General features: G+C 40.1%; 25 protein-coding genes and 1 pseudogene. 1 reads left to right on the top strand and 25 read right to left on the bottom strand.

The genetic code is table 11. From position 1 onward, the window contains the following. Positions 1-201: 201 nt before the first annotated feature. The 11 genes from GRQ40_RS04865 to GRQ40_RS04815 all read right to left on the bottom strand — a co-directional run bounded on the left by GRQ40_RS04865 (position 202) and on the right by GRQ40_RS04815 (position 11,196). Complete coding sequence (locus GRQ40_RS04865) at positions 202-1,149, bottom strand: sugar-binding transcriptional regulator (RefSeq protein WP_159719488.1); 948 nt, start codon at positions 1,147-1,149, stop codon at positions 202-204. A gap of 301 nt (positions 1,150-1,450) precedes the next feature. Next, on the bottom strand, positions 1,451-2,833 hold the full coding sequence (gene lpdA, locus GRQ40_RS04860; RefSeq protein WP_159719487.1) for a dihydrolipoyl dehydrogenase: 1,383 nt from the start codon (positions 2,831-2,833) through the stop codon (positions 1,451-1,453). A 14-nt stretch (positions 2,834-2,847) separates the two neighbouring features. Next, positions 2,848-4,185 (bottom strand): dihydrolipoamide acetyltransferase family protein, encoded by a 1,338-nt coding sequence (locus tag GRQ40_RS04855; protein ID WP_159719486.1) that lies wholly within the window; start codon positions 4,183-4,185, stop codon positions 2,848-2,850. Positions 4,186-4,203: 18 nt separating this feature from the next. Continuing rightward, entirely contained in the window at positions 4,204-5,187 is a 984-nt protein-coding gene (locus GRQ40_RS04850; RefSeq protein WP_159719485.1) for an alpha-ketoacid dehydrogenase subunit beta, read from the bottom strand. A 15-nt stretch (positions 5,188-5,202) separates the two neighbouring features. After that, positions 5,203-6,183 (bottom strand): pyruvate dehydrogenase (acetyl-transferring) E1 component subunit alpha, encoded by a 981-nt coding sequence (gene pdhA, locus GRQ40_RS04845; RefSeq protein WP_159719484.1) that lies wholly within the window; start codon positions 6,181-6,183, stop codon positions 5,203-5,205. A 296-nt stretch (positions 6,184-6,479) separates the two neighbouring features. After that, entirely contained in the window at positions 6,480-7,409 is a 930-nt protein-coding gene (locus GRQ40_RS04840) for a sugar-binding transcriptional regulator (RefSeq protein ID WP_231883425.1), read from the bottom strand. Between the two features lie 62 nt (positions 7,410-7,471). After that, a complete protein-coding gene (locus GRQ40_RS04835; protein WP_044741666.1) occupies positions 7,472-7,831 on the bottom strand; it encodes a PTS glucitol/sorbitol transporter subunit IIA in 360 nt (119 codons plus the stop codon). Between the two features lie 20 nt (positions 7,832-7,851). Continuing rightward, positions 7,852-8,883 carry a PTS glucitol/sorbitol transporter subunit IIB gene (locus GRQ40_RS04830; protein ID WP_044741665.1) on the bottom strand — a complete coding sequence of 344 codons (1,032 nt, stop codon included), beginning with the start codon at positions 8,881-8,883 and terminating at the stop codon, positions 7,852-7,854. Positions 8,884-8,933: 50 nt separating this feature from the next. Continuing rightward, the gene (locus GRQ40_RS04825) at positions 8,934-9,461 is read right to left on the bottom strand and encodes a PTS glucitol/sorbitol transporter subunit IIC (RefSeq protein ID WP_044741664.1); all 528 of its coding nucleotides are present in this window, start codon (positions 9,459-9,461) and stop codon (positions 8,934-8,936) included. 25 nt (positions 9,462-9,486) lie between these two features. Next, the gene (locus tag GRQ40_RS04820; protein ID WP_231734651.1) at positions 9,487-9,912 is read right to left on the bottom strand and encodes a transcriptional regulator GutM; all 426 of its coding nucleotides are present in this window, start codon (positions 9,910-9,912) and stop codon (positions 9,487-9,489) included. 36 nt (positions 9,913-9,948) lie between these two features. After that, the gene (locus tag GRQ40_RS04815; RefSeq protein WP_066149390.1) at positions 9,949-11,196 is read right to left on the bottom strand and encodes an NAD(P)H-dependent oxidoreductase; all 1,248 of its coding nucleotides are present in this window, start codon (positions 11,194-11,196) and stop codon (positions 9,949-9,951) included. 320 nt (positions 11,197-11,516) lie between these two features. Between GRQ40_RS04815 and GRQ40_RS04810 the strand changes: the two genes are divergently transcribed. After that, positions 11,517-11,864: a hypothetical protein gene (locus GRQ40_RS04810; protein ID WP_044741662.1), complete on the top strand. Its 348-nt coding sequence runs from the start codon at positions 11,517-11,519 to the stop codon at positions 11,862-11,864. A 392-nt stretch (positions 11,865-12,256) separates the two neighbouring features. Here the strand turns inward: GRQ40_RS04810 and GRQ40_RS04805 are convergent, their stop codons facing one another. The 14 genes and pseudogenes from GRQ40_RS04805 to GRQ40_RS04740 form a co-directional block, all read right to left on the bottom strand. Next, entirely contained in the window at positions 12,257-13,366 is a 1,110-nt protein-coding gene (locus GRQ40_RS04805) for an RNA-guided endonuclease InsQ/TnpB family protein (protein ID WP_159719483.1), read from the bottom strand. 12 nt (positions 13,367-13,378) lie between these two features. Beyond that, positions 13,379-13,768, bottom strand: a pseudogene (gene tnpA, locus GRQ40_RS04800) (IS200/IS605 family transposase); the annotation flags it as partial. A gap of 582 nt (positions 13,769-14,350) precedes the next feature. After that, entirely contained in the window at positions 14,351-15,100 is a 750-nt protein-coding gene (locus GRQ40_RS04795) for an HNH endonuclease (RefSeq protein WP_080860724.1), read from the bottom strand. Positions 15,101-15,188: 88 nt separating this feature from the next. Continuing rightward, on the bottom strand, positions 15,189-15,338 hold the full coding sequence (locus GRQ40_RS04790) for a hypothetical protein (protein WP_156450539.1): 150 nt from the start codon (positions 15,336-15,338) through the stop codon (positions 15,189-15,191). A 279-nt stretch (positions 15,339-15,617) separates the two neighbouring features. Then, entirely contained in the window at positions 15,618-15,740 is a 123-nt protein-coding gene (locus GRQ40_RS04785; RefSeq protein WP_159719482.1) for a transposase, read from the bottom strand. A 459-nt stretch (positions 15,741-16,199) separates the two neighbouring features. Next, positions 16,200-16,946 carry an SIS domain-containing protein gene (locus tag GRQ40_RS04780; RefSeq protein WP_044746811.1) on the bottom strand — a complete coding sequence of 249 codons (747 nt, stop codon included), beginning with the start codon at positions 16,944-16,946 and terminating at the stop codon, positions 16,200-16,202. Then, positions 16,943-17,668 carry a KDGP aldolase gene (locus GRQ40_RS04775; RefSeq protein ID WP_159719481.1) on the bottom strand — a complete coding sequence of 242 codons (726 nt, stop codon included), beginning with the start codon at positions 17,666-17,668 and terminating at the stop codon, positions 16,943-16,945. Before GRQ40_RS04775 ends, GRQ40_RS04780 begins: the two co-directional genes overlap by 4 nt. Next, positions 17,655-18,386: a creatininase family protein gene (locus GRQ40_RS04770; protein WP_159719480.1), complete on the bottom strand. Its 732-nt coding sequence runs from the start codon at positions 18,384-18,386 to the stop codon at positions 17,655-17,657. Before GRQ40_RS04770 ends, GRQ40_RS04775 begins: the two co-directional genes overlap by 14 nt. Positions 18,387-18,406: 20 nt before the next feature. Next, entirely contained in the window at positions 18,407-19,399 is a 993-nt protein-coding gene (locus GRQ40_RS04765) for a phosphotriesterase family protein (protein WP_159719479.1), read from the bottom strand. 136 nt (positions 19,400-19,535) lie between these two features. Next, positions 19,536-20,834 (bottom strand): PTS ascorbate transporter subunit IIC, encoded by a 1,299-nt coding sequence (locus GRQ40_RS04760; protein WP_080860700.1) that lies wholly within the window; start codon positions 20,832-20,834, stop codon positions 19,536-19,538. A gap of 27 nt (positions 20,835-20,861) precedes the next feature. Next, positions 20,862-21,125 carry a PTS sugar transporter subunit IIB gene (locus GRQ40_RS04755; RefSeq protein WP_080860698.1) on the bottom strand — a complete coding sequence of 88 codons (264 nt, stop codon included), beginning with the start codon at positions 21,123-21,125 and terminating at the stop codon, positions 20,862-20,864. A gap of 26 nt (positions 21,126-21,151) precedes the next feature. Then, positions 21,152-21,583, bottom strand: a complete 432-nt coding sequence (locus GRQ40_RS04750) for a PTS sugar transporter subunit IIA (RefSeq protein WP_159719478.1) — start codon at positions 21,581-21,583, stop codon at positions 21,152-21,154. 26 nt (positions 21,584-21,609) lie between these two features. After that, on the bottom strand, positions 21,610-23,718 hold the full coding sequence (locus tag GRQ40_RS04745; protein WP_236546399.1) for a BglG family transcription antiterminator: 2,109 nt from the start codon (positions 23,716-23,718) through the stop codon (positions 21,610-21,612). A gap of 184 nt (positions 23,719-23,902) precedes the next feature. Then, positions 23,903-24,136 carry a hypothetical protein gene (locus GRQ40_RS04740; RefSeq protein ID WP_159719477.1) on the bottom strand — a complete coding sequence of 78 codons (234 nt, stop codon included), beginning with the start codon at positions 24,134-24,136 and terminating at the stop codon, positions 23,903-23,905. Between the last annotated feature and the right edge of the window lie 134 nt (positions 24,137-24,270).

The following is a 24,270-nucleotide window of genomic DNA, read 5'->3' as shown; positions in this document are numbered from 1 at the left end:
CGGTTGTGATCCCTCATCATCCATGTTGAGTAATAGAGTCTCAGTCCTTCTATCTGTAAAAAATTGGTGAATCATTAGTAAGCTGAAGCCTGATACATGAACCTCCTCAATCGTTTGGTCAAATCTCTACTTTATGAAGGTTTTTTTGTAAATGTATATTAATGAATGGACCCAAGTAAAAATCGTTTTCCATGAAATTTTTCACCAATTTTCAACAATCGCTGCAGCAGTCTGCTCATCAATAATTAAAACATTGATGAAGCCTCCGTTCAGTGCTCCTTTTATACTTTCAAGTTTATGAATTCCTTCAACAACCGCTATCACTCGGTTCACCTTTTTTAATTCGCTTAAGGAAACGCCAATCACTTTATTGGTGAATGAATTGATAATGACATTACCAGATTCATCAAAAAATCGAAATCCGATATCACCCACGACACCCAGCTTACGCAAATAGTGCAGATCATCATCCTCCAAGTAACCTAGCTTACGCAAGGTGGAGGATTTATGCGGATTGCCGATTCCAATGATGGCTACATCGATATTCCGACCTTCTTCAAGCACGGATTCGATATCTGGCATGGATAACAATCTTTCCCTTAATTCTTCTGTCTCAACAATGGCTGGAGCATATAAATAAAGACAGGTACAGCTCATTTTTTTAGCCAATTCGTGGGCAAGCTGGTTCGCATGAATTTCAACGAATTTTCTTCCCATCCCTCCTTCAAGCGGAATAATTTTTAACTCTTCTTTGCGAATATACGGAAATTCTTTCACTAGTTCTGCAAGCGTCGTTCCCCACGAAATCCCTAACCTTTTCACCGACTTTAAATTTTTAGAGAGATAATAAGCGCCCGCACGCGCTACAGCCCGCTTCACCATATCAGGCGTCAATCCTACTGTCGGTACGACAACCGCATCCTTCAATCCGTAATGCTTCTCCAATTTTTGCTCCAATTCAACGGTATGGGCACTTTCATCTTTAATAAATATTTCTACGATTCCCACTTCTTTCGCGCGCTGTAGCATTTTGGAAATAATCGGTCTTGACACTCCTATTTTTTTCGCGATTTGTTCTTGCGTCCACCCCTCCATATAATACAATGTAGCCACTTTAACAAGCTGCCTTCTTTCTTCCCACTCTAACATTTCCTCACCTCTTCTTTTTTCATACCATTTCAGGTGTGTTGATACCCCATAAAAAACCCGTTGACATTGCTTGATTCCTAGCTCAATCATTCCACATTTTTCATAAAGTAATGGATTATCAACACTTGCGATGTCATTTGCTCTATCTGATTACTTACATAATTCTATAATAAACATATCATCAGATGAATAAAAAGCTTTTATGTTCCATTTACTTTTTTAAAAGCAAAAAATAAGAGCTTATTTACATTTTGTTCGATCCATAGAACAATTGTAAATAAGCTCTTTTTACATCACACTATTATTTTTTACTTTTATCTATAATGTTTTTTGCGATGTCAAAAAACGATTCAGAAATCGTTGGATGCGGGTGAATCATACGGGCCATTTCTTCGACCGTGCCTTCTAGAAATATGAAAGAAGACGCTTCGGAAATCATTTCCGTTACGTGAGGGCCGACCATGGTGACGCCGATGATTTCTCCATATTTCATGTCATAGACGATTTTGACAAATCCTGATGTGTCGCCGGAAATCAACGCTTTCCCATTTCCGGCAAGATCGAATGTTTCCGTCTTCACCGCAAGCCCTTTCCGTTTCGCCTCTTCTTCCGTCCATCCGACACTGGCCACTTCCGGAAGCGTAAAAATGCATCTAGGAACCACTTTTTCATCCATTTTCCGCTCGTATCCTGCTGCGTTCGAAGCAGCAACGATCCCTTCCATATAGGCGGCATGCGCCAGCTGGTATCCCCCTATGACATCGCCGACAGCATAAATGTTGGAAGCGCTCGTCTCCATTTTTTCATTTACTTGAATAAAAGGTCCGTTTTGCTCCAGTTTTAACCCCTGAACCGCAGATAAATTAGGCTTCCTGCCAACGCTTACGAAAAGCGCCTCTCCTTCGACCAACACGGATTCGCCTTTTTCATTGAGACATTCCGTCATGATTTTGTCTCCATTTTTTTGCACACGTGTCACTTTCGCATTTGTTAACATTCGTACTCCTTTTTTTTGCAGCGATTGAGCAAGCGCTTTGGAGGCGTCCGCATCTTCGGTCGGGATCATCCGTCCAGCCATTTCAATAATGGTCACTCGTGTTTTAAAACGAGAAAAAACCGTCGCCAGCTCCACGCCAATCACGCCGCCGCCAATAATGGTGAGGGAGCTTGGGATGTTGTCGATTTCAAAAATGGTATCGCTTGTATAAAAAGAAACATCGTTTAGCCCGGCAATCGGAGGAATGGAGGGAGATGAGCCGGTCGCCACAATGATTTTATCCGCTTGAACACGTTCCTTTTTTTGATCTGCAATCAATTGAACCGTATTTCCTTCTTCCAAAAAGCCTTCTGCCTGATATACGTCAATTTTTCCTTGCCTTAACAAAAGCGCAATCCCTTGGCGGAGACGGGAGATGACGTCATCTTTCCGCTTTTTCATCTTGTCTAAGGAAATCGTGAGGTTGCCCGTTTGAATGCCCCATTCTTTGGACAACTCAATGGATTCTATAATTTCAGCGTTTTTCAACCATGTTTTAGAAGGAATGCAGCCTCTATTTAAACAGGTGCCGCCTAAAAACTCCTTTTCCACCAGCATGACTTTTTTTCCAAGACGAGCAGCATGAAGAGCCGCCATATAGCCTCCCGGACCGCCGCCGATGACCGCGATATCATACGATTGTGCCAAATGGAACCTCCTCCTTATAAAATCATTTCATACGGGTTTTCGAGAATGCGTTTGACTTCAGCTAAAAATTCCGCCGCGGGCGCGCCATCGATGACGCGGTGATCAAAAGACAAGCTGACGGTCATGATTGGGCGGATGGCGATGTTCCCATTGACAACCACAGGTTTTTCTTGGATTCTGCCTACGCCTAAAATCGCGATTTCCGGCTGATTAATAATCGGGGTGAATGCATCAATCGGATACATGCCTAAATTGCTAATCGTAAAAGTAGAGCCTTTCAGCTCATCGGGCCGGAGTTTTTGTTCCCTCGCGCGCTTGCTTAAATCTTTTGCTTCCGCGCAAATGACCGCCAGCCCTTTCTGTTCCACTTGTTTAATGACCGGCACTATTAAACCGTCTTGGACCGCAACGGCTACTCCAACATTGACATTCTTTTTATAAATGATTTCATCATGCTCCAAATGGACGTTTACTTCAGGGAAGCGTGATAAAGCCGTACCAACCGCTTTGATGAGAATGTCCGTATACGTTAAACGAAATCCTGTTTGTGCTTCGACAGTCGGAAGGAGGGCTATTCTCATTTCGATCGCTTTTGTCATATCCACATCGCTGGTTAATGTAACGTGGGGAGCGGTAAAGGCGCTTTGTACCATGCGGTCGGCCACCACTTTCCGCAATCCAGATAGCTTCTTCCGGACTTCATGCTGCTCCTGCTTTTGTCCTGACGTTTGAGCTGGAACGGCATGGATCACATCCCGGCTCATCACCTTGCCGCCTGCTCCTGATCCTTGAAGCGTCTTCCAATCGATATTCTCACGTTCGGCCATTTTTCTTGCTAGCGGCGATGCTTTTGGCTGTTCCTTTTCCGTTTCTAAATATTGCTGCACATCTTTCAGGTGGATGCGGCCTTTGGGCCCGCTTCCTAAAATGCTTTGTAGATCCGCTTGCGCTTCTTTGGCTAAGCGTCTGGCGGCAGGTGTGGCTCGTACCTTTCCATTCTCATTGCTTTTCCCTTTGACAGCGTCCTCGCTTATTGCAGACGGTTCCGTCTTTTGACCAGATGGTTCGGTCGCTCCTCCTGATAAAATCGGCGGTTCTTCAGGAACAGCCTCCCCTCGTTCGCCGATGTAGCCAATCACTTGATTGACCGGGACTTGATCATCGGCTTGGAAATATTTTTTCAATAGGATTCCTCTGTCATAGGCCTCGACTTCGATATTGATTTTATCGGTCATAATTTCAAAGAGCGGTTCGCCGATATCAACAGGTTCACCTTCTTCTTTCAACCATTGAAGGAGTGTGCCGACTTCCATTGTACTGCTCAGCTTCGGCATAAAAATTTCTTTTGCCATCGGTTCTTCCCCCCTTTTTTATTTAAATTGGACCGTTTCTTTTACGGCTTTGATAATATCTTGTACTTGCGGGACAGCCGCTTTTTCTAAATTCGGGTTATAAGGAATCGGAACAGGCAGCCCGCCAAGCCGTTTAATAGGGGCGTCGAGATAATCGAAAGCCTCGCTCTCTGCAATGATGCTTGCGATTTCACCGCCATATCCTCCACGTTTGACCGCTTCGTGGACAACGACCACTCGTCCTGTCTTTTTCACCGATTCGACGATCGTCTCTTCATCAAGCGGGACAAGTGTTCTCGGATCGACAATTTCGACGTCAATCCCTTCCTTTTCAAGCTCTTTTGCCGCTTCTAATGCCTTATGCACCATCATCGCTGTGGCCACAATGGTTACGTCCTTTCCTTCCCGTTTCATGTCTGCTTTTCCTAATGGAATGGAGTATGGTTCTTCTGGAACGTGGCTTTTCGTTTTGTAAAGGAGCTTATGTTCGTAGAAAATCACGGGATTATCATCATCAATCGCCGCCTTCAACAATCCTTTGGCATCATAAGCGGTTGACGGCTGTACGACCTTTAGCCCGGGAATATGAGCCATCCATGCTTCTAGGCTTTGGGAATGTTGGGCAGCTGCGCCTGTACCTGATCCAGCAGGAGTTCTTACCACCATCGGAACCTTCCCTTTTCCTCCGTACATGTATCGGAGTTTGGCCGCTTGGTTCACAAGCTGATCCATCGCGATCGTGATAAAATCGGAAAATTGCAGCTCCAAAATCGGCCGCATCCCGGTGAGCGCTGATCCGACGGCCGCACCGGCAATAGCCGCTTCCGAAATCGGCGTATTTCTCACACGTTCCGGTCCAAATTCTTCAATCATTCCTCGCGTGACACCAAATGCACCGCCGTAAACCCCGATATCCTCGCCTAATAAATAAACATCTTGATTTTTTCTCATTTCCTGACTCATCGCTTCGCGAACGGCTTCTAAATACGTGATCTCTCGCATCGCTTTTCTCCCCCTTTACGCATAAACGTCTTCCAACAATGTATCGATCGACGGTTCTGGACTTTTTTCCGCAAACGCGACAGCTTCTTCAATTTCCCGGAACGCTTCTTCGCGCAGCTGTTCGGCCTTTTCTTCTGTTATTACTCCTTTTTCCATCAAGTACTCTTTGAATCTTTTGATCGGATCTTTTTTTCTCCATTCTTGTTCTTCTTCGCGAGTGCGGTATTTTTTGGCGTCGCTTTTGGAGTGGCCCTTCCATCGATAGGTTTTGGCTTCAATCAGTACAGGCCCCTTTCCTGATCTGGCATATTCAACCGCTTCATAAACGGCATTCATCACTTCCAGCATGTCATTTCCGTCGATGACTTTGCCGGGAATGCCGTAAGCCTGTGCCCGATCGGCGATATGTTCAATATTGAACATTTCTTTGACAGACCCGCTCATTCCGTATTGATTGTTCTCGCATATGAACACAACGGGAAGACCCCAAATGGAAGCAAGGTTTAAGGATTCATGGAAGCTTCCTTCATTGGCTGCACCATCTCCGAAGAAGCACAAGACAACATAGCCTTCGTTTTTCATCTTGGAAGTTAAGGCCGCGCCGACGGCCAACGGGATGCCGCCGCCAACAATGCCGTTTGCGCCAAGGTTTCCTTTTTCCACGTCGGCAATGTGCATAGAGCCGCCTTTTCCTTTACAGTATCCGGTCACTTTGCCAAACAGTTCGGCCATCATTTTATCGACGGATGCCCCTTTCGCAATGCAATGACCGTGGCCTCGATGCGTGCTCGTAATTTTATCTTTCTCTTGCAAAACCGCAATGGATCCAGCTGCCGTCGCTTCTTGTCCGACGCAAAGGTGTGTCGTTCCATGAATCATCCCCTTAGCAAAAAATTGGTCCACCTTCTCATCAAAATATCGAATGAGCCACATTTGTTTATACAATTCAACTAATTTTTCATCTGTTATAAATGCTGGAAGTGCATGATTGCTCATTTTTACACTCTCCCTTTACATTTGTTCTTTATATTTACTTTTGTATCAAATATAAAGTTTTTTCTGAAAATAGTCAAGGAATATCTACGTGAGTTTTACTAGAAATTTCAAAATAGAAAACGTATTTGAGCTTGTTTTTTCGCGCTGAAAAAATCAGGAGATCTGTTATCATATTTCGTGCAAAAAAAAAGCGGCTGTCATGTTTGCAGTTACGACAGCACAGCTACTGAGCAAAGATGAAAAGCATATAAAATTGATGTGTTGGACACCCTCGTGTTTTACACAGAGGATACGTTTTAGGACCCGAGCATTTCTGCTGTTTTTTCATCTGTGATCAGCACATTGATTAATTTCCCATTTAAAACGGCTTTAATGGCTTCGACTTTTTCCACCCCCGCTGCTACTCCGATCACAAACGGGATTTTTTTTAATTTTTTAATGTCGAAAGAAATAATTTTATCATTCCAGCTATTCGAAGGAGCATTTCCATTTTCATCGATAAATTTATAGCAAATATCACCGACCGCATCGAGTTCATTAAAATATTGCCGATACTTTTTGCCAATCTCTGATCTCGTAATGGTGGAGTGTTTAGGTGAACCGCCGATTCCCACAAGGATGATATCCGCTTTTTCAGCAAGTTCAAAAACACTTTGTATCGATGATTGGGACATAAACAATTCCTTATCTTTTTTACTGTCGGCTATTACCGGAGCATGAAGGAATTTATAATGGGCTTTTAATTTTTCGGCAAACATAGAAACAAGAACATTGGCATGGATATCTACCCGTTCATCTCCCATGCCTCCTACGATCGGAACAAAGGTGGTAGAGGCATAAGGGAGCTTGGCTGACAGCTGCTTTGCTACGGAGAGCAAGGTGGTGCCAGAAGAAACTCCGACAATTTGCCCATTTTTCAAGATCCTTAATAAATAACGGCTTGCATATGTTCCAATACTGTCTAAATCTGTGCCATTTCCCAGGTTAGGAACGCAAATGACCTCCCGAAGCCCATACTTTTTCTCAATCCTTGCTTCTATATTCATAAAAGGATGGTGTGAGCCGTCATGAATTTTTATTTCCACAATTCCTGCTTCTCTCGCCTTTGATAAATATTTTGAGATTAATGATCGACTTACACCGAACACTTTGGCGATTTCTGATTGGGTCGCTCCTTCCAAGTAATACATATGGGATATTTTCACAAGCAGCCTTCTATCTTCCAACAGTCCCCCTTCTTTCTATCAAAAATTAGACTGTATTTTGTTATAATCAACGAAAGAATTGGTTATTTCTCAAAGCGAATTTCTTTCCCGACTTCGAGCGATGGGAAGGCGAAAGGCTCAACAAAAACCGCTCCAGGAAGCACATGTTCATTCGGCTCGGAGAAATAGATAGAAATATGGCCCAGTTCTTTTAAATTTTTGTTTGCTGCTGATCCGACCGCCGTGATGGAATATTCTTGATCGTTCCAAATGATTTTCCCGCCTTCAATTAGAGGCTCATCTGGCACTTCACCGGCAAATTCGTGAATAACCGATATCTCTCTTAGCTCTGGAGGAGCGTGAAGTCCAAAGAGAATTAATAGGTTTTCTTCTTTAAATGATGAGACGAGTGCACCGATTTCACGAATAATGGTTTTTGACATCTTTTATCCTCCTTGAATGATTAATACATGCCAATGCTTGCGGCATATGCGATTAAAACGGCAAGAACTCCCGTGATTAAGCGGCTGTACAAGACCGCTGGCACGCCGTATTGAATCGTTTCCGGCTTTGCTTCGCCAAGAGACAGACCGACAGGGACAAAATCCGCACCCACCTGGCCATTAATAGCGAATAGAGCCGGCAAAGCAAACTGCGGCGGAATATGGCCTGCTGCAATTTGGCTTCCAATTAACACCCCAACGACTTGCGCAATCACCGCTCCGGGACCTAATACCGGCGACAGAATCGGAATGGTACATACGATAACAATGATGATCAATCCCCATAAAGAACTGGCGAGAGGAGAAAGAGTATTGGCAATCACATCACCGATTCCCGTATAATTGATGATGCCGATTAACATACTGACAAAAGCCATAAATGGAATAATATTTTTAATCAGCATATCAACAGAATCGCGGCCCGCCTGATAAAAAGTGCCGGTTACTTTTCCTATTCCCCTTGAAAACCTCATAAATAGATTTTCATTATGCTCACGGGATTCTTTTTTCACTTGTTCATATTGAGAGCGAAAGGCTTCCTTATCCTTCACATCGAATGCCGGTCTTTCTTCCAAGTTTTCTGCTCCCAAAGCATCCGCCTGAACCGCTTGTTCTTCTGCTTCATCCGCTCGATAAATGTCCTTCACGGTAACGCCTGATACAAAAATATCTTCTGTAATGTGTTTCGCTAACGGACCAGAAGGAGAAGACGGAAGAATATCAACGGTCGGGATTCTTTTCATTGGATACAGGCCGATTCTCGCTGTTCCGCCGCAATCAATCACCACGCACATCATTTCATCTTCTGGAACGGAATGTTTAAAGCCGTCTATCGCTTCCGTGCCAGTTAACTCTGCTATTCTCGCTGCTACAGGATGGATGCCGCCGCCCGTAATCGATACAACTTTTTGTTTTTTTCCTTGCGGCTCAATGCGCAAGCCTTTTCCCCAGCCGCCTGAACCTTTGGCAACAAAAACAGCTTGTTTTGACATCATTTCTCCTCCTCTTAAACATTTGAATTCGCTTTCATCTTTGCCCTATGTTAAGATTTTGCTTCCATTCTGCGCGCCAAGAATTTGGTAATATATTCGGTAATGATTCCCCGCAATAAAATGACAACAATCCCTACGAGAAAATAGCGGACAGCAAGTTCTGACATCGAATAGCCGGCCTCTTTGATCCCATTGGCAATTCCTAAATAGACAAATAGCTCGCCTGCGTTCGCATATGGGAATAGCGCTGTTACCGGATGAACGAATGATACGGCAGAATCATAAAACGCCGGTTTTTGTTTTTCTGGCAAAAATCGTCCGAACGTATAACACATCGGGTTTGTTAATAGCAATACGGACAATATCGGCATGACCGTATATCTTAACAGCATATACTTTGAGGCAAATTGGATCGCTCGATTGACCCGCTCTTCCCCAATAAATTTAATAACGGCATAAGTGAATGTAAGTAAAACAATTAAAGTCGGGATAATTCCTGTAAACATTCCCATAAACGTTTCTCCGCCGGCCTGAAACATTCCGATAAAATGTTCACCAATCCATTTTAACCATTCCATCTTTCACTTCTCCTTTCCGGGCATTTTATATGGAAAGCTTTTTCTTAGAAATGGAAACCATCGCGTTTTCGGCTGCCATTGACAAAGCCGCCAAAAATGAAGGGATTTGCTTCTTCCTTCCTCCAGTCTTTTCTACACATTCATGATGATCATCCAAAATTTTCGCTACGTGATGCCCAATGTATTTTTCATATTTTTTAAACTTCGAAAAAACGGAAACCCCTTTGAGAATATAGCAATCTTCTATCACATAATCGTTGTTCACCACAATCATAGCCACAGCGCCGGGACTCAATTTTCGTCTGTTCATGCCAGAGTACAAAAAATAGCCTTCTTTGCCTTTGTAACGGCTTACAATTTTGCCGACATATTTTTGATAATGTCTGACTTGTATGATCGTTGCCACATATTGAATCAGCAAAATCATCGATAAAATGATGGCAAGCTTCAAAAAGAATCACCTCCTTTGCGCTTGACACATGCATTTTTAGTTTGAAAACAAACGATCTTGTAGAGCTCTTAATTTCCAAACAGTGGTGGATGGATCTAACTCGACATCATCCAATGTTAAAAATTGGCCTTGTCTAATAGGGCGTTTGGCGATAATTTTTCCGCTGATTAAACCGATGGGGATGTGCGAATCTTTCTTCATCTCTTGATGAGTTTCAAGCACGCCTCTTACCGAGTAGCCGCCAATGCCATCAATGGCTTCCCCTGCCTGGATATCGCGCTTGGCGACAGCGACTGTTTCTGAAACGGGCGCGCCTAATGGATGAATCGACGTATCGTGATGCAATACGGCTTTGGCAATGGTGATCGGAGTTTCTAAACTTGCGAGATGATAAGGCCGGTAAAGAACGTAATGGGGACCTTTGCCAACTTTCAAATACCTTAATTCGGCATCCACAGGTTCTAATTCGCTTTTCACGATGACAAATACGCCCGGTGCTAACCCTTTTACATATTCAACGACTCCGAATTGGTTTAAAACACCGCCGTTTTCTTGTAAATTCAGCTTGTCGGCAACCGTTTCCAAATGGGCCTCCACGCCATGCATCCCAATTTTATCTGGAATAAGGCCTGTAGCGTTGCTTAACAAATTCATTTCCGCCATCGTTTTTGTGCCGTCCTGGAACGCCGCAAGCATATGGGCGCTCATCCGTTTTTGAAGAGCTTCTTCCTTGCACGTATCCGGATTGGCGTTTGGAATAAACGGGTTGTTTTTCCCTTTTCCAGCAACCAGTACTTCAAAGCCCATCGTCTTCGCAAACTCATACAGTTCAAGCGTGGCTGCCGGCTCATCTCCCGCCGATCCTGTATAAACCAACCCAGCTGACGTAAACCAATTGTGCATGATAGAACCAATTGTAATATCTACTTCGACGTTAAGCAGTACTAAATGTTTTCTCGATCTCAATGCTTCCAGCGAAATATTGGCGCCGACTTCAGGAATCCCTGTCGCATCGACAATCACTTCCACTTCATCCGATTGAATGACTTTGCGGTAATCACTGCTGACAAGAACAGGATGTTTTTTCGTTACTTTCGATTGATAATAGCTGCTGGCTCTTTCTGCTGCCTCCATATTGACATCGCAAATTCCTCTAACCTCCATGCCAGGTATGCGCGAGATTTGCGAAATCAGTCCAAATCCCATTTGACCTGCGCCAACCACCCCTACTTTAATCGGCTGACCGTCACGTTCCCGTGCAAGCAATTCTTGATAAACGGACATGTTTCCAGCTCCTTCAAAGCGTTTTTTAACGTATGTGCACGCACTCGTAACATTTGTTACGACTAATAACATTTGTTAATAGATTATTATCATCATTATATCCTAGTTGTTCAAAAAGTCAATAAATTCTTAAAATTATTTTTCAAACTTTTTATACTTTGAAATACCTATTGAAATTTGGTTATAATGATTTCAATCCTCGAGGAGTTTTTATCAATTGTGAGTGTCGGAAACATTTTACAGAAGGAAAAGAAGCCAGACTTGAATAATATACTTAATATAGAGAAGGATTTGATCCTTCATAAAAAGAGGTGAAGAACGTGGAAATTAAAGAAATAGAAGCAGTGTTGTTTTGCATTCATTGCAACGAGGAGCAAGACCACGTCATTACTTACATTAACGATAAAATCTCAAAGATTGAATGTGTTCACTGCCATCACTCCGTTGAAATAAAGATTGATTTATTACATGAATTTTATCATGAGGTATATGAAAAAATTGTTCATAAACCGGCAGAGATCACAGAGGAATATCGAAGCGACCTCAGTAAATTTTTGCTTTCCCTTCCGGTCCGAATCATAAAAAAGCCTTACAGCATTTATAAATATATGAAGCAAACAAGAGATGTTTTTAAAGCCTTTAAAGAGCAGCAGAAACGAGAAAAGTAGCTTGTTCAATCTTCATCTCCCTCTTTCCTGCTGACCTTCTCGATAAAAAGAAAAAGCGAAATTTCCTGCAAGGTAAAGGTATTCTCCACGGCTACCAAACAGGAAATTTCGCATTTGTCTAACAACTGTATTTAGTAGATACGATTAAATACAAGCAGAGTGTTAAATATATATCCATAATAGGATCTAAAATCCTTATTGAAACATTTCTTCGAGGTACAAGTGTTGGATATTCATATTCTGAAATCATTTTATCTGTTTTAAGATCTTTTATCCGTGACATACTCCCCCCACCTACGCTTCGCTTAGAGGTGGGGGCTTCTCGGGTAATCCCATCTCATGATGAGAAGTTGACCGAGCGATCCCCGTGTGCCCCACGGTTCGAGGACAAGTTAGACTATCGCTAATCGTTTCATGCCCTCATGTTTGATATTGATGGCCGCATTGACGTCCCTGTCGCTCTCGAATCCACATTCACAGCGGAATGTACGCTCAGAAAGCGATAGAGACTTCCTAACTTTACCGCAGCACGAACAAGTTTTTGATGATGGAAACCATTTGTCGATTTTGATCAGCTTCTTCCCCTGTTCTTCCAATTTGTACCGAAGGAAAGTGATAAACATGCCCCAGCCGTTATCATGAACGCTTTGACCGAAATGGAGGGCTTGGGACATTGCTTTCATGTTGAGGTCTTCAATCACCACGCAATCATACCGTTTCGCTAATTTGTGCGATTCCTTATGCAGAAAGTCCTTGCGCTGATTGGCAATTTTCTCATGCAACTTCGCTGCTTTCAGACGCTGTTTATGCCAACGATTAGAGCCTTCCTTTTTACGAGACCATTTACGCTGTTCTTTCGCTAATTTTTCCAATGCTTTGCGATAGAATCGAGGATAATTGGCTCTCTTACCCTCGCTATCGACATACAGCATATTCATGGAAAAGTCAAGCCCAACAACCGTTTGTACTTCTTTTGGTGCAGGTTGATGTTCGTACTCTGTGAGAATAGAAATATAGTATTTTCCTGTTTTTGTTTTCGTGATCGTACAAACCTTGATGATATGGTGGGCAGGAATCTCCCGATGTTGCTTGAGCTTGATCCATTTCAGTTTGGGCAGCTTGATATAGCCATCTGAAAGCTTCATGTTGCCATTCACCACATTTGTGGTGTACGACTGTTTCGCCTTGCGGTTTTTGAACTTTGGAAATCCAGCGCGGCCAGAAAAGAAGTTTTGAAACGCCTTCTGCAAATTCAATTGGGCATTTGCCAGCGCAAGGCTATCCACTTCTTTTAGCCAAGGAAACTCCTTTTTGTACTTGGTAGGGGTCGGAAATTTTTGCTGTTTCAAGGATTCTTTATCGTCCTTGAACTTTTCAAAAATTTGTATGCGTTCTTCAAGCATTTTGTTATACACGAAACGGACACAACCGAAAGTTTTGGCGAGCAGTTGTTCTTGTTCTTTTGTTGGGTATAGACGGAACTGATAGGCTTTGTTTGCCATATCGACACCACATCACTTCATACCTTGATTTTCTATATATTTTTTTATTACTTCAATGGGCGCACCACCCGTTGTAAGCAGGCAAAAGCTTCTTGACCCAAAATATTCTTTCCACCGTTTTCTTTTCACTTTCGGAAAATGCTTTTTGATCAGTCGAAAACTTGCACTTTTATAGGCATTGATGAACTTTGATCGTTCACTATTTGGATGTGCTTTGAACAAAATATGCACATGGTCCATATCGTGATTCCATTCGACCAAGGAAATATCGTAATTTTTACCCAATCTCACAAACATATCTTTTGCATAGTCAGATATGGTATCATCAATCACTTTTCTGCGATATTTTACAACCAGAACAAGATGATAATACAACAGGAACACTGAATGGTTATTATTGTCTCATTTCATTGATACAACGGCCTTTCATTTTTCTAAAACTAATTATATCATAACACACAAAAAAAGAGACCACTTTAGGCTACGCCTAACCGAAATTCATCTCCCACTTTCACTTCGTTTAGAAGTGGGAGACTTCTTTCGGAAAGATGTTAAACAGCACCATTCGAATGGTGACAGGCGCTGAAACAATCTGTTGGTTGAATTGATCAATATATTTTGTGATAAAAAAAGTTTGTAAAAAATGCAAATATCAATCCGAGTGGAAACGAAAAAATAACAGACCAACCGTTGACTTTTCCGGTTTCTGCACTTATTTTTATAGCTTCTTTATATCCATATGCAAAATGGAAAACAGATAAAACATAAGTAATAATGAAGAAAGCAAAATCCATTTCTATCCCCTCCAGCTTTTGTCTTCCCTAAATTTCATATATTCACGCTTGTCCATTTTTAATACAAAAAATAAATATTATGAATGCATCAACATCCTGTTTTTAATTGTATCTAGATACATCGTGTCTTTTTAGTTGGGGGAAACTATTGTTTTACATCACCATATTTCAACTTAGAGAAAGACCATATTTATCTTAACGAACGAGTCGAAATCATACGTCTTAATTCTTCAATCGAAACATTCGCTTTATGCAACATGGCGTGGCAATTCGGACATACCGGCCGTAAATCTTCAAAAGGATTAACTTTGTACTCTTCATTGATTTCACTTAGTGGTTTGAGATGATGAACTTCGATAAAGTGTTTACCGATCCTTCCATAGAACTCCTCAAAATCAAAGTCACAAACCGAACATCGGTATCCATATTTTGATAAACACAACTGCCTTGCTTTCGCATTCCGTTCATAGCGATTGACGGCTACTAATTTTTTACTGCCTTCATATAATTCCATATGGTCCAATTCCTGTTCTTCTGGCATCAAAAACATTTCCTTCTGCTCCGTTTCTTCCTCAAACTCATAAAGACGGACCGCTTCTTTTAATTCAGGTCTCACTTGCCAAAAGCATTGATTCCGATATTCTTCTCCTAAAAAGGGAATATGCCACCATCGAATCGTACCATCTTCTCTTTGCGGAAACGTTATCCCTGGCAATCGTTTGCGTATCCTCCTTCCAAGACGACCCAATTGAGAATTAAATCCCCGATGGTCTACTCTGTTTAAAAGTTTTGCTACTTGTCTGCCTGTCGCTTTTGAATCCTTCTGTTTATAAACCGTCAAGATGAGCACTATATCTTCTGTGCGAAAAACTTCCGGGTCTTTCAACAATTGAAGCCACTGATGAACGGAAATATCAAGTGGATCATTATATACCTTCATTCTTTTCTCCCCCTCTCTCTAGAAAACAAACGACATGCTTGCTAGCGACTTCCCCATCTCCTAAATGAAGGCTTGTCCTCACCTTCTCCTACATATGGTAACCAATTCCTTCATAAAGCTTCTGCAAGATTTCTTCTTGATACCCGGCTTTTTTTATTTTTCGCATTTTCTCTTTGATCGGCTGCAATTCTTCAAGCGTAACCGTCTCTAGTTTCTCTACCCGGTCAAGCGACAGCAAAACAAGGCATAATCCAATAGATCTTGAAAATCTTGAATACCCATGTAACCGACGGGAAAAATTGAACAGTTTTCGCTAAATAAGAGTGAACACTTTTCTGGAAATTCCAGCGTAATCCCTATCACTTGACATGGAGCCTCTGCGTACAAGATATTTCCTAAAAAGCGAGCAACAACAAGAATCAGCCGCATGAAACGAGGCTATCATGTACGCCACTCCATGTAAAGTGCACGCTTCTAAACTGTTCAATTTAATCAGTCGAATTCTGTTCAGTTTTATTTAGCGGTCACAGTTGTAAGCCAATCCTAACTCTTTTGCCACTTGGGCGATGGACTTGTCCCCCTCCAAGCATAAATCAACGGCTTGAATCTTGTATTCTTGATCAAATGTTCTCTTTTTCATGATTGGACACCTCGAACCGATTGTCATTAAGTTGATTATCATCTCTCTGTTCTCCGTGTCCAATTTTTAGACTCACATCATTTTTATACAAATAGAAACTGAGAAATTAAAAATTCCGTAATTATTTATCGACATAGCTTCGTGAAGGATCCTAATGGATGGAGGAAGTAAAAAGGTAGAATCTGAATGACTGATAAGTTTTCTTAATAAAAATACTCAACAAAAAACTGATTCAAAAAGTTTATAAAGACCATTTTGAATCAGCCGGTTATTAAAAGTTAACAGAACGATTTTAGAATATAAAAAAAATTCATAAAATATTATCTAAATACTCCGATCTAAATACAAACTTTTCTAATGAAACATAGATTAAGTACTTTACAGGAAATTATGTGACTCCTTACCTTAATAAAATTTTATATCAATTTGTACAGTTAGGAGTAAAAGCCGGAAAATTCTTTAACCTAATCCTTTTGTCAATAGAGGAATTCTTTCTTTATATTTATTAATGAGTAACTGATTGTGTTCATCTGCCCCCTCTATATTTCCACTTAGAAAAACAGGTGGAGTGAAACCTTCTTTCGCCATAATCACAATTGCTTCAGCAAAAATGCCATTTAAAATAACGGCTCCTGAAACTGTAGATGTTGGCGAGAACGGTATAGCCACCTTTTCATGTTTTAATATAGCGTCTCCGATTACGGAATGATTATCAATCACTAGGTCTCCCACTTCATATAACCTCTTTCCACTTTCATGTCTTGAAGGTTGACTGTTCGAGTACTCCATAGAAGTTATAATAATCACAAAGGCTCCCTTTTCTCTTGCATGGAGTGCAACGTCAATTGGAACGGCATTTCTTCCGGATGTGGAAAGGACAATAAATACATCTCCTGATCGAATGTCTTGTCTGCTCATAAATGTATGTGCATAATTGTTTTTACGTTCTAACATCGATGAAAGAACTGCTCCTTCATGAAGCATTAAAGGCTCATGAAAAATGGGTTTAATCGGTACAAGTCCGCCCGCTCGATAAAACACTTCTTCCGTTAAAATATGGGAGTGTCCACACCCAAATAATTGAACAATTCCTCCGTGTTTTATAGCTTCTGCCACTTTTTCCGCTGCCTTTTTCATCGAATCTGTCTCTTCATTTTTTATTTTTTGCAACAAATGTTCAATTTTCTGAAAATATTGAGCGATCATAATGTTCCCCCTTTTAACAACGTCAATAGATCCCTAACTTTTTCATGATTCGTTTTACCAGGTTCTACTAATAAATCTCCAAAAATATGGGGCATAAATAATTCAATATGGGTCTGTTGGATGGCTTTAAACATTATTGGTACGTGTTCAATTTTAATACCACCTGCCGGCTCAATCCCACGAATACCTCTTTTCACTGCTTCTTTTGCAATAAAGACAAGTTCTTCCAAATGAGTTAACCCCTTTACCGGCATCACTTTGATTGAATCAATATTAAGAGCTGCTGCTAAATCTAAGCACGATTCAACATCAACTGTAGCTCCAGTGGACAATCTCACTTTACCGATTATACCAGTTGGCATTACTAAGGCATTAATCATTGGTTTGACATTATTCGCCTCTAAATATCCTTTGGCGTAGCTAGCTGTTTCATACGGTTGATTAATATGCTCGGATTTTGCCTCAACTGCCATTTGAACAACACGTTTCCACTCTTGGAAGTTTCCACCACCTCCAAGACCAATACTAACTACAGGAACAGCTTTTTTTAATTCGCGTAATTTCGCCACACCCTCATCTATAGTAGAATAGTCTGCTGCTGCAATTCCTGGAACGATATATCCTTCTCCAGCATCATAAATTGCTTTTGCGTTTTCTTCACCACTTGCCAATACATTGATTAATAATTGATCCCTAAATTTTTCCATTTCAAGCAATTTCATCTTTTGCACTCCTTAACATTGCTGCCATTTTTTCAATGGCAGTTTCAACAATTTTCTCTCCCTTTTCTTTTGTGGCAAGAATTGCATCTCCAAGAACAGCAGTATTAGTAAATTTCTGCCAAGGAGTTGGTGTGAAATCAGCACTTTCCGGTATATCGGGGATGTCGCAGATGGCCTTATCCATATTCGTGTGTTCTTCAGCTAAATAAAGCATGATTGATGTTTCGATTTCACAAGCATGAAAATAAGTGGAATGGACGGATTGAGTTTCTCTTACATCTTTTAAAATGGCATTCATCCCAGGATAAAAGAAATAAAAAACTTTAAAATCCTGAAATTGATCATAAAGAACTCGTGCAGCATCTTTTAAAGCCGGTTGATTCCCTAAATGACCATTTACGATCGCCCAAATTCGAAAACCTTGTTTATATAAACTTGTTCCTATATCAACGAGGACTGAAATTAAAGATTCATTTGAAATATTTATGCTCCCAGGAAAGTCTCGTAAACTCCATACTTGTCCATAAGGTAAAGTAGGGAGAACAAATGCATGAACCTTTTCAGCAAGCTTTTCTGATAACCGTTCAGCTAAAATATTATCTGTCGATAGAGGCAAGTGTGGACCGTGAGCTTCAATAGCCCCAATTGGCAATATGGCTATTTTCCTTTCCTGAATTTTATGTTTCACTTCAAAAGAGTTTTCATATTCAAATTTCATCTAGTTCACCTGCATTCAACTCATTTTTTAAATGCAAAACATTTTGCCGGATTTTCCACAAAGAAAAGATAAACTAATTTTTCACCGTCAAAACCGGCTTTGTTCGCTTCATCAATAAATCTCGGCACCCATTTAGCGATAATATACTCTAAACCTAATCCGTCATCATAATGTTTGTAATAAGTCTTTCTTGCTGTATCTCCACTAACTAAAATTTGTCCCTCATATCCTTTACGAACTAATTCTAAAATACAATGAATCCTCGTACTTTCTGGTGCATACTTAATTTTTGCTATTCCATCAAAGCAAAGAAAAGCTCCTGTCTTTGCGATTTGCTCATGATAATACGGATCGGGATTTCGATCCATATGACCAAAGCTGACGTATGATAAATCAACACCCTCACTCTTTAATATTTCAATTTGTTCTAATGCCATCGTGCCAACTTCTGTATGTGAGTGAACAGGAGCTTTCGTTTCATGATGAGCTCTCGCAACAGCACGTATTGTTTTTTCTTCTAAAGGAGTAATGCGATTATAGCCTGTTCCAAACTTCACTTGTCCTCCTTTATAAGAAGTTCCTTCCAATCCTTCTTCAATTTCTTTTACAACAAATTCTGTTAACTCATTAATCGATGAATGGTCAATCCATTGTGTATAAGTATCAAAAGGTCCTATTACTTTTCTTACTTTTTCTTCTATTTTCGCATCCCATAAAAAGCTTTTATTAAACCCAGCCGTTCCAATAATAAAAATTCCAGCTTCTTTCCCTATTTCTGCAACTACCTCTACATCTCGACCATAATCAACTGCAGTTGCATCTACAATTGTTTGTCCACCGTGTTTTTTAAAATCTAACACATCTTTTAGGGAAGCCTCTTTATTATCTAATAATAAGTCATTCTCTCCTTTTTCAACCCAATACGGAGGACGACAAACAATATGTTCATGAGAATAGGTAAATCCAAGCTGTTCCGGTTTTATATCACCAAAAAATGTTCGGATGAAAGACATGCTAGACACCTCTTTTTTCATTTTTTATCCTAATTGGAAATGTCCACACTTGTGCGGGAAATATATAATTAAGACCAGGCTTCCCCAATCGTGAAAGACTTCTAACCTAATATATTCCAACCATCTTATTCAATCATTAGAAAAATAAACCTGATAGAAAGCGAATAATCGGCCCTAAAATAAACATGTCAGAGTCTGCAGCCCACATTGCTGTGTCAGGAACAGTACTTGCGATTAAGTTTCTTACCATGAAATATTGTCCCCAAGCAACTACCGTCGCCGTAATAAATCCACCGATTAAGGCACCGCGTACACCACCTGTCGCATTACCAAACACTCCGGCTGTGGCCCCATGGAAAAATAAAACGATCATGGTAGGTACAAAAATGTAAGCAGCTGTATTCCCTAACACAACCAACCATAATAATGCCCCGACAAACGCACCAACAAATCCTAAAATAACAGCATTTGGAGCAAACGGGAACACAACCGGACAGTCTAATGCAGGTTTTGCACCTGGGACTAATTTGGTTGCAATACCGTTGAAAGCAGGTACAATTTCACCAATGAACATCCTTACCCCCATCAACACAACTGCAATACCACCCGCAAATGTAAATGATTGAATAATTGAATATACGATAAAGTCTTGTCCACCTGTACTTCCTATTAATTCTTTGGCCCCGGGGGTTGTTTTTAACGAAACGACAATGGCCCCAATAAGAAATAGAATTCCCATAGTCAGCGCCGTAATAACGTTTGAATCTCTTAAAAACTCGAGGCCTTTAGGCAATTTTATTTTTTCTGAATCGTTTTCCTTATTTCCTAAATATTTACCTGCAATAGCTGCCAAAAGTGATACAGATGCAGAAGTATGTCCTAGAGCAATGTTATCATTCCCCGTTATTTTCCTCATGAACGGCTGCGTCAGTGTAGGTTGGATGGTCCAATAAAGCCCCATTACAATTGACAAAAATGTGACCAATCCCCAAAATGACAATTTGTCCCCCACTGTATGAACAACGACTCCTGCAAAAATCGTTGTTGTCCAGAACATCATATGACCCGTTAAATAAATATACTTAAAAGGTGTCATTCGAGCTAAAAGTACGTTGATTAGAAATCCTAATGTCATGGCCAATGTTACAGCGCTACCAAACTTCGCATTGAAAACATCTTGCCCCATAAAGTTTGATAATGCTTCAGCTTCTAAGTTAAACACTTCTTTCCACATTGGTTCAAATACGTTCAGTGCCCCGACAATAATCCCTGATCCAGCACTAATGATCAAAAAGCCAATAATTGCTTTAAATGTACCACTGATTACTTGACTGGCCGTTTTCTTTTGAAGCAATAAACCGATTAAAACGATAATTCCTAATAAAATTGCCGGTGTCCCGAAAAAGTTATCGGCTAACCAATACAAAAATTCCATGCTTAATCCTCCCCCCTAAAATAAGGTTTATAAATTTTCTTTTAAAGCTGAACGAATTTCATCCATATCAAAATAGTTATTCACTATAATGACCTTAGAGGGTGTTCCTTTTAATGATTGAGCTAGTTCATTACTAGTAATAATGATATCCGGGTTCAGACTGGAAGCTGAAGATACATCCGTATTATCCACATCAGCCGTAATCCCCATTTCCCTTAATGCCGTTTCGACGTTCATTCGCAATATTAAACTTGTTCCTTGACCTAAACCACAAACGCATAAAATTTTCATCGTCACCCAACTCTCCTTTTGATCCATTAATTTAATAACGATTTTATTTCTTCATAATTTTTGGCTGATTTTAACTTTTCTGTATTTTCAGCATTCCCTAACACCTTCATTAACATTTTTAAAACGTTTAAATGTTCATCGCTGTTTGAAGCCCCTAACGCAAACACTAGCTTCACCGGATCATTTCCGGTGCTTCCAAATGAAACAGGCTCCTTTAGTTGAATCAAAGAAACACTTGCTTCTTTTACTCCATCTTCCGGACGAGCGTGCGGAATTGCAATATTAGGGGCTATCACAAAGTACGGGCCATTTTTTTGAAACGAGCGAATCATCGCATCGATATAAGATTGCGTGATATATCCTTTGTCACTCAATAAATGCCCGGCTTTTTTTATTGCTTCTTCCGGAGTAGATACTTCTACATTAAGTGCTACAATGTCTCTCTCTAAAAATTTCATATCCAATCTCCTTTAGTTCCCAACTTTTATGATGTCGATAAGATTTGAAGCACACTTTCTTTCGTTTTACATTCCATTAATTCCACTACTGTTTTTCGTGAAGAAAGCAATTCTGATAATTGCGATAGAGCTCTTAAATGGAGTTGGTTATCAATAGAAGACAAAACAAATAATAAACGGACTTGATGGTTTTCTTTACTTGAGAACGATACAGGTTTTTGTAATATTAGTAGACTCATTCCAAGTTTTAGTGCACCATCCTCCGGTTTCCCATGCGGGAGCGCGACATTTGGTACAACAACATTATATGGGCCCAATTTTTTAACATATTGGATCATTGCATGAACATAAGATGGTTGAATCACTTTATCCTGCAATAGCGGATGAGCTGCCTTCCTTATAGCATCTTCCCAATCATTTACTTCATTCAAAAATGTTACATATTGACCCTTTAAAATATCTAATAAATTTGGACCTTCCCCCTTTTCTTTAGTCATGATTGGTTGATGTAAGTATTCTTTTAATGCGAGTTTTAACGATTTTTCATCTTGTATACTAGAATATTGTTTAATGATGCCCATTATAGAATCAACGGAAACTCGAAAAGCACTTTGTTCAGTCCCCGTTAATGCATGGACCTTTTTAATTAATCTTTCTTTGTCCTTATCATTTAAGATCGGATTTACAATAAAAGTCGGATGTTTCGCCTCCTTAATCGGGACTGTTGATACTATAAAGTCTACATTCGAATATGACCTGTTCTCATATTCTCTTGCAGAAATAATGTCTATAAAATCAACGGTTGAAAATAGTCCATCTAATTGATGTTTTAAAATGGTTGAAGTTCCAATACCGCTTGGACAAACAATGATTGCTTTTTTTCTTTTTTCCGGTTGTAGCCCTTCTTTTTTCAACCAACCTCCAAAGTGGATTGCTATAAGAGCAATCTCATCATCATGAACCGATTCACCTACAAGCGTTTCAAAATGATGAATAACTTTTTTTGTAATTAAATACACATCTTTATATTTTCGTTTAATTTGATCTGCTAATGGATTTTCAGCCTTTAATCCATATTTAATTCGATAGAAAGCAGGTTTTAAATGTAACACAAGATTGGCTTCAACTTCTTTTTTATTTGAGAACGATACACAGGCAAATGCTTGAAAATCAGTAACCATTTTCTCAGCAACAAGCTTTAATGTTCTTGTTTCATCATCTTCATTTGCTTGAGCTGAATATTGCACTTTTGCACTTAACAAGTGGGTTGCTAAGTAGTAAACTTCATCTTCAGGTAATAAAACGTGATAAATCTGTTCTAACTTTTTGCTAGCTATTTTCGCTGCTTGAAATTCTTTCGTTTGATTAATAATCTCTTTTTCTATTGGATCCATCGATATTTCTTTCCCTTGAACAATTCTTTTACCGAATAACCAAAACCTTAAAACTAAGCTATTTAATGTATCATCTGCAAATTGTATATTTAACTCCTGTTCACATTCATTCAATATCGTTTGAATCTGTATGAGTTCTTGGAAAAGAATCGTTTGCTTTTGTCTTTCTTCGGAAAAAAGTGCCCGGGTATTCGATAAAAATGTATGCCAATCAAGCGGCTCCGGTATAAGTTTTGATAGGTAGTAAACAATCGCTTTTCGTTTATCGCCTTCACTCCCTTGAACTATATATCCTTCCCCACGCTTTGAAAGTAATTGAAGAGAAGACAGCTCCAGTTCTTTTTTTAGCTTCTTCAAGTCATCAATCGTAGTATTTCTACTTACTCTTATTAACTCTGATAAATCCTCAAGGAATAAAGGTCTGTCTCTTGTTAATAAGTAAATTGCTAACCAAGCTAAGCGTTCATTAGCAGAATATTCATATTCCCATTTGTCAGCAACCTCCAGTTTTTTAGCAATTTTTTCCCGTTCACCTTCCGGGATATAATAGCCTTTTCCCCTAAAATATTGAACAATTTCTAGGCCATTCGATTTCAGCCAATCATTAATTTTATCCAGGTCGTAGTAAACGGTCCTACGAGATATGCGGAATTTTTTAGTGATCTCCTCAACGGTAATACTGCTATCCCGCCAAATTAACTCTGATAAAATCGCTTTACTTCTTTTATCCAAATACATCATTTTGCCCTCCCTGCACTCTAGTGCATCACATTGGATGGCTAGTATTGATTAATGATATAGTAAACAAAATTAGTAATAAATATAAGAACAAATCTCTCACACTATAACTGTGCAATGTTGGACTTTCTATTCTAGATAGTCCAATACGTCCCTCAATCTTTGTGCTTGGCTTTCTCGTAAAATACTATCCTAACGCATTTTTTCCTCCGCCTGCTTTGCCAGAACGATATAAAATTATATCCTCTTCAAGCTTTATAACATTATACATTCCGCTTCTAAAAGTGGATGCAGCACAAGGATTGACTTCCGCTAACGGTTCTGAATTTTCAACCATATTATAAACACATTGTTTTTTGTCTATGTTCTCAGCTGTATCATCTATTGTCTTTTCTGTAACCCGGTTCACCGAAAAATCCATTACGTTTGGGTGTCCTTTTGTAGCCTCTTGTATCGTTTTCCCGAAAATGGATCCAACTCCGGCATACGCTGGCTGCCGTGAAACGGAGGCGACACTTTCCACACAACCGCTGTAAGTCGTACCAGTCAAGAAGC

This window comes from Anoxybacillus sp. PDR2 (assembly GCF_009834045.1).
In the GTDB taxonomy this organism is placed as follows: domain Bacteria; phylum Bacillota; class Bacilli; order Bacillales; family Anoxybacillaceae; genus Anoxybacteroides; species Anoxybacteroides rupiense.
The sequence above is the reverse complement of the archived record's forward strand: the minus strand, read 5'-3'. Positions and strand labels throughout refer to the sequence as shown.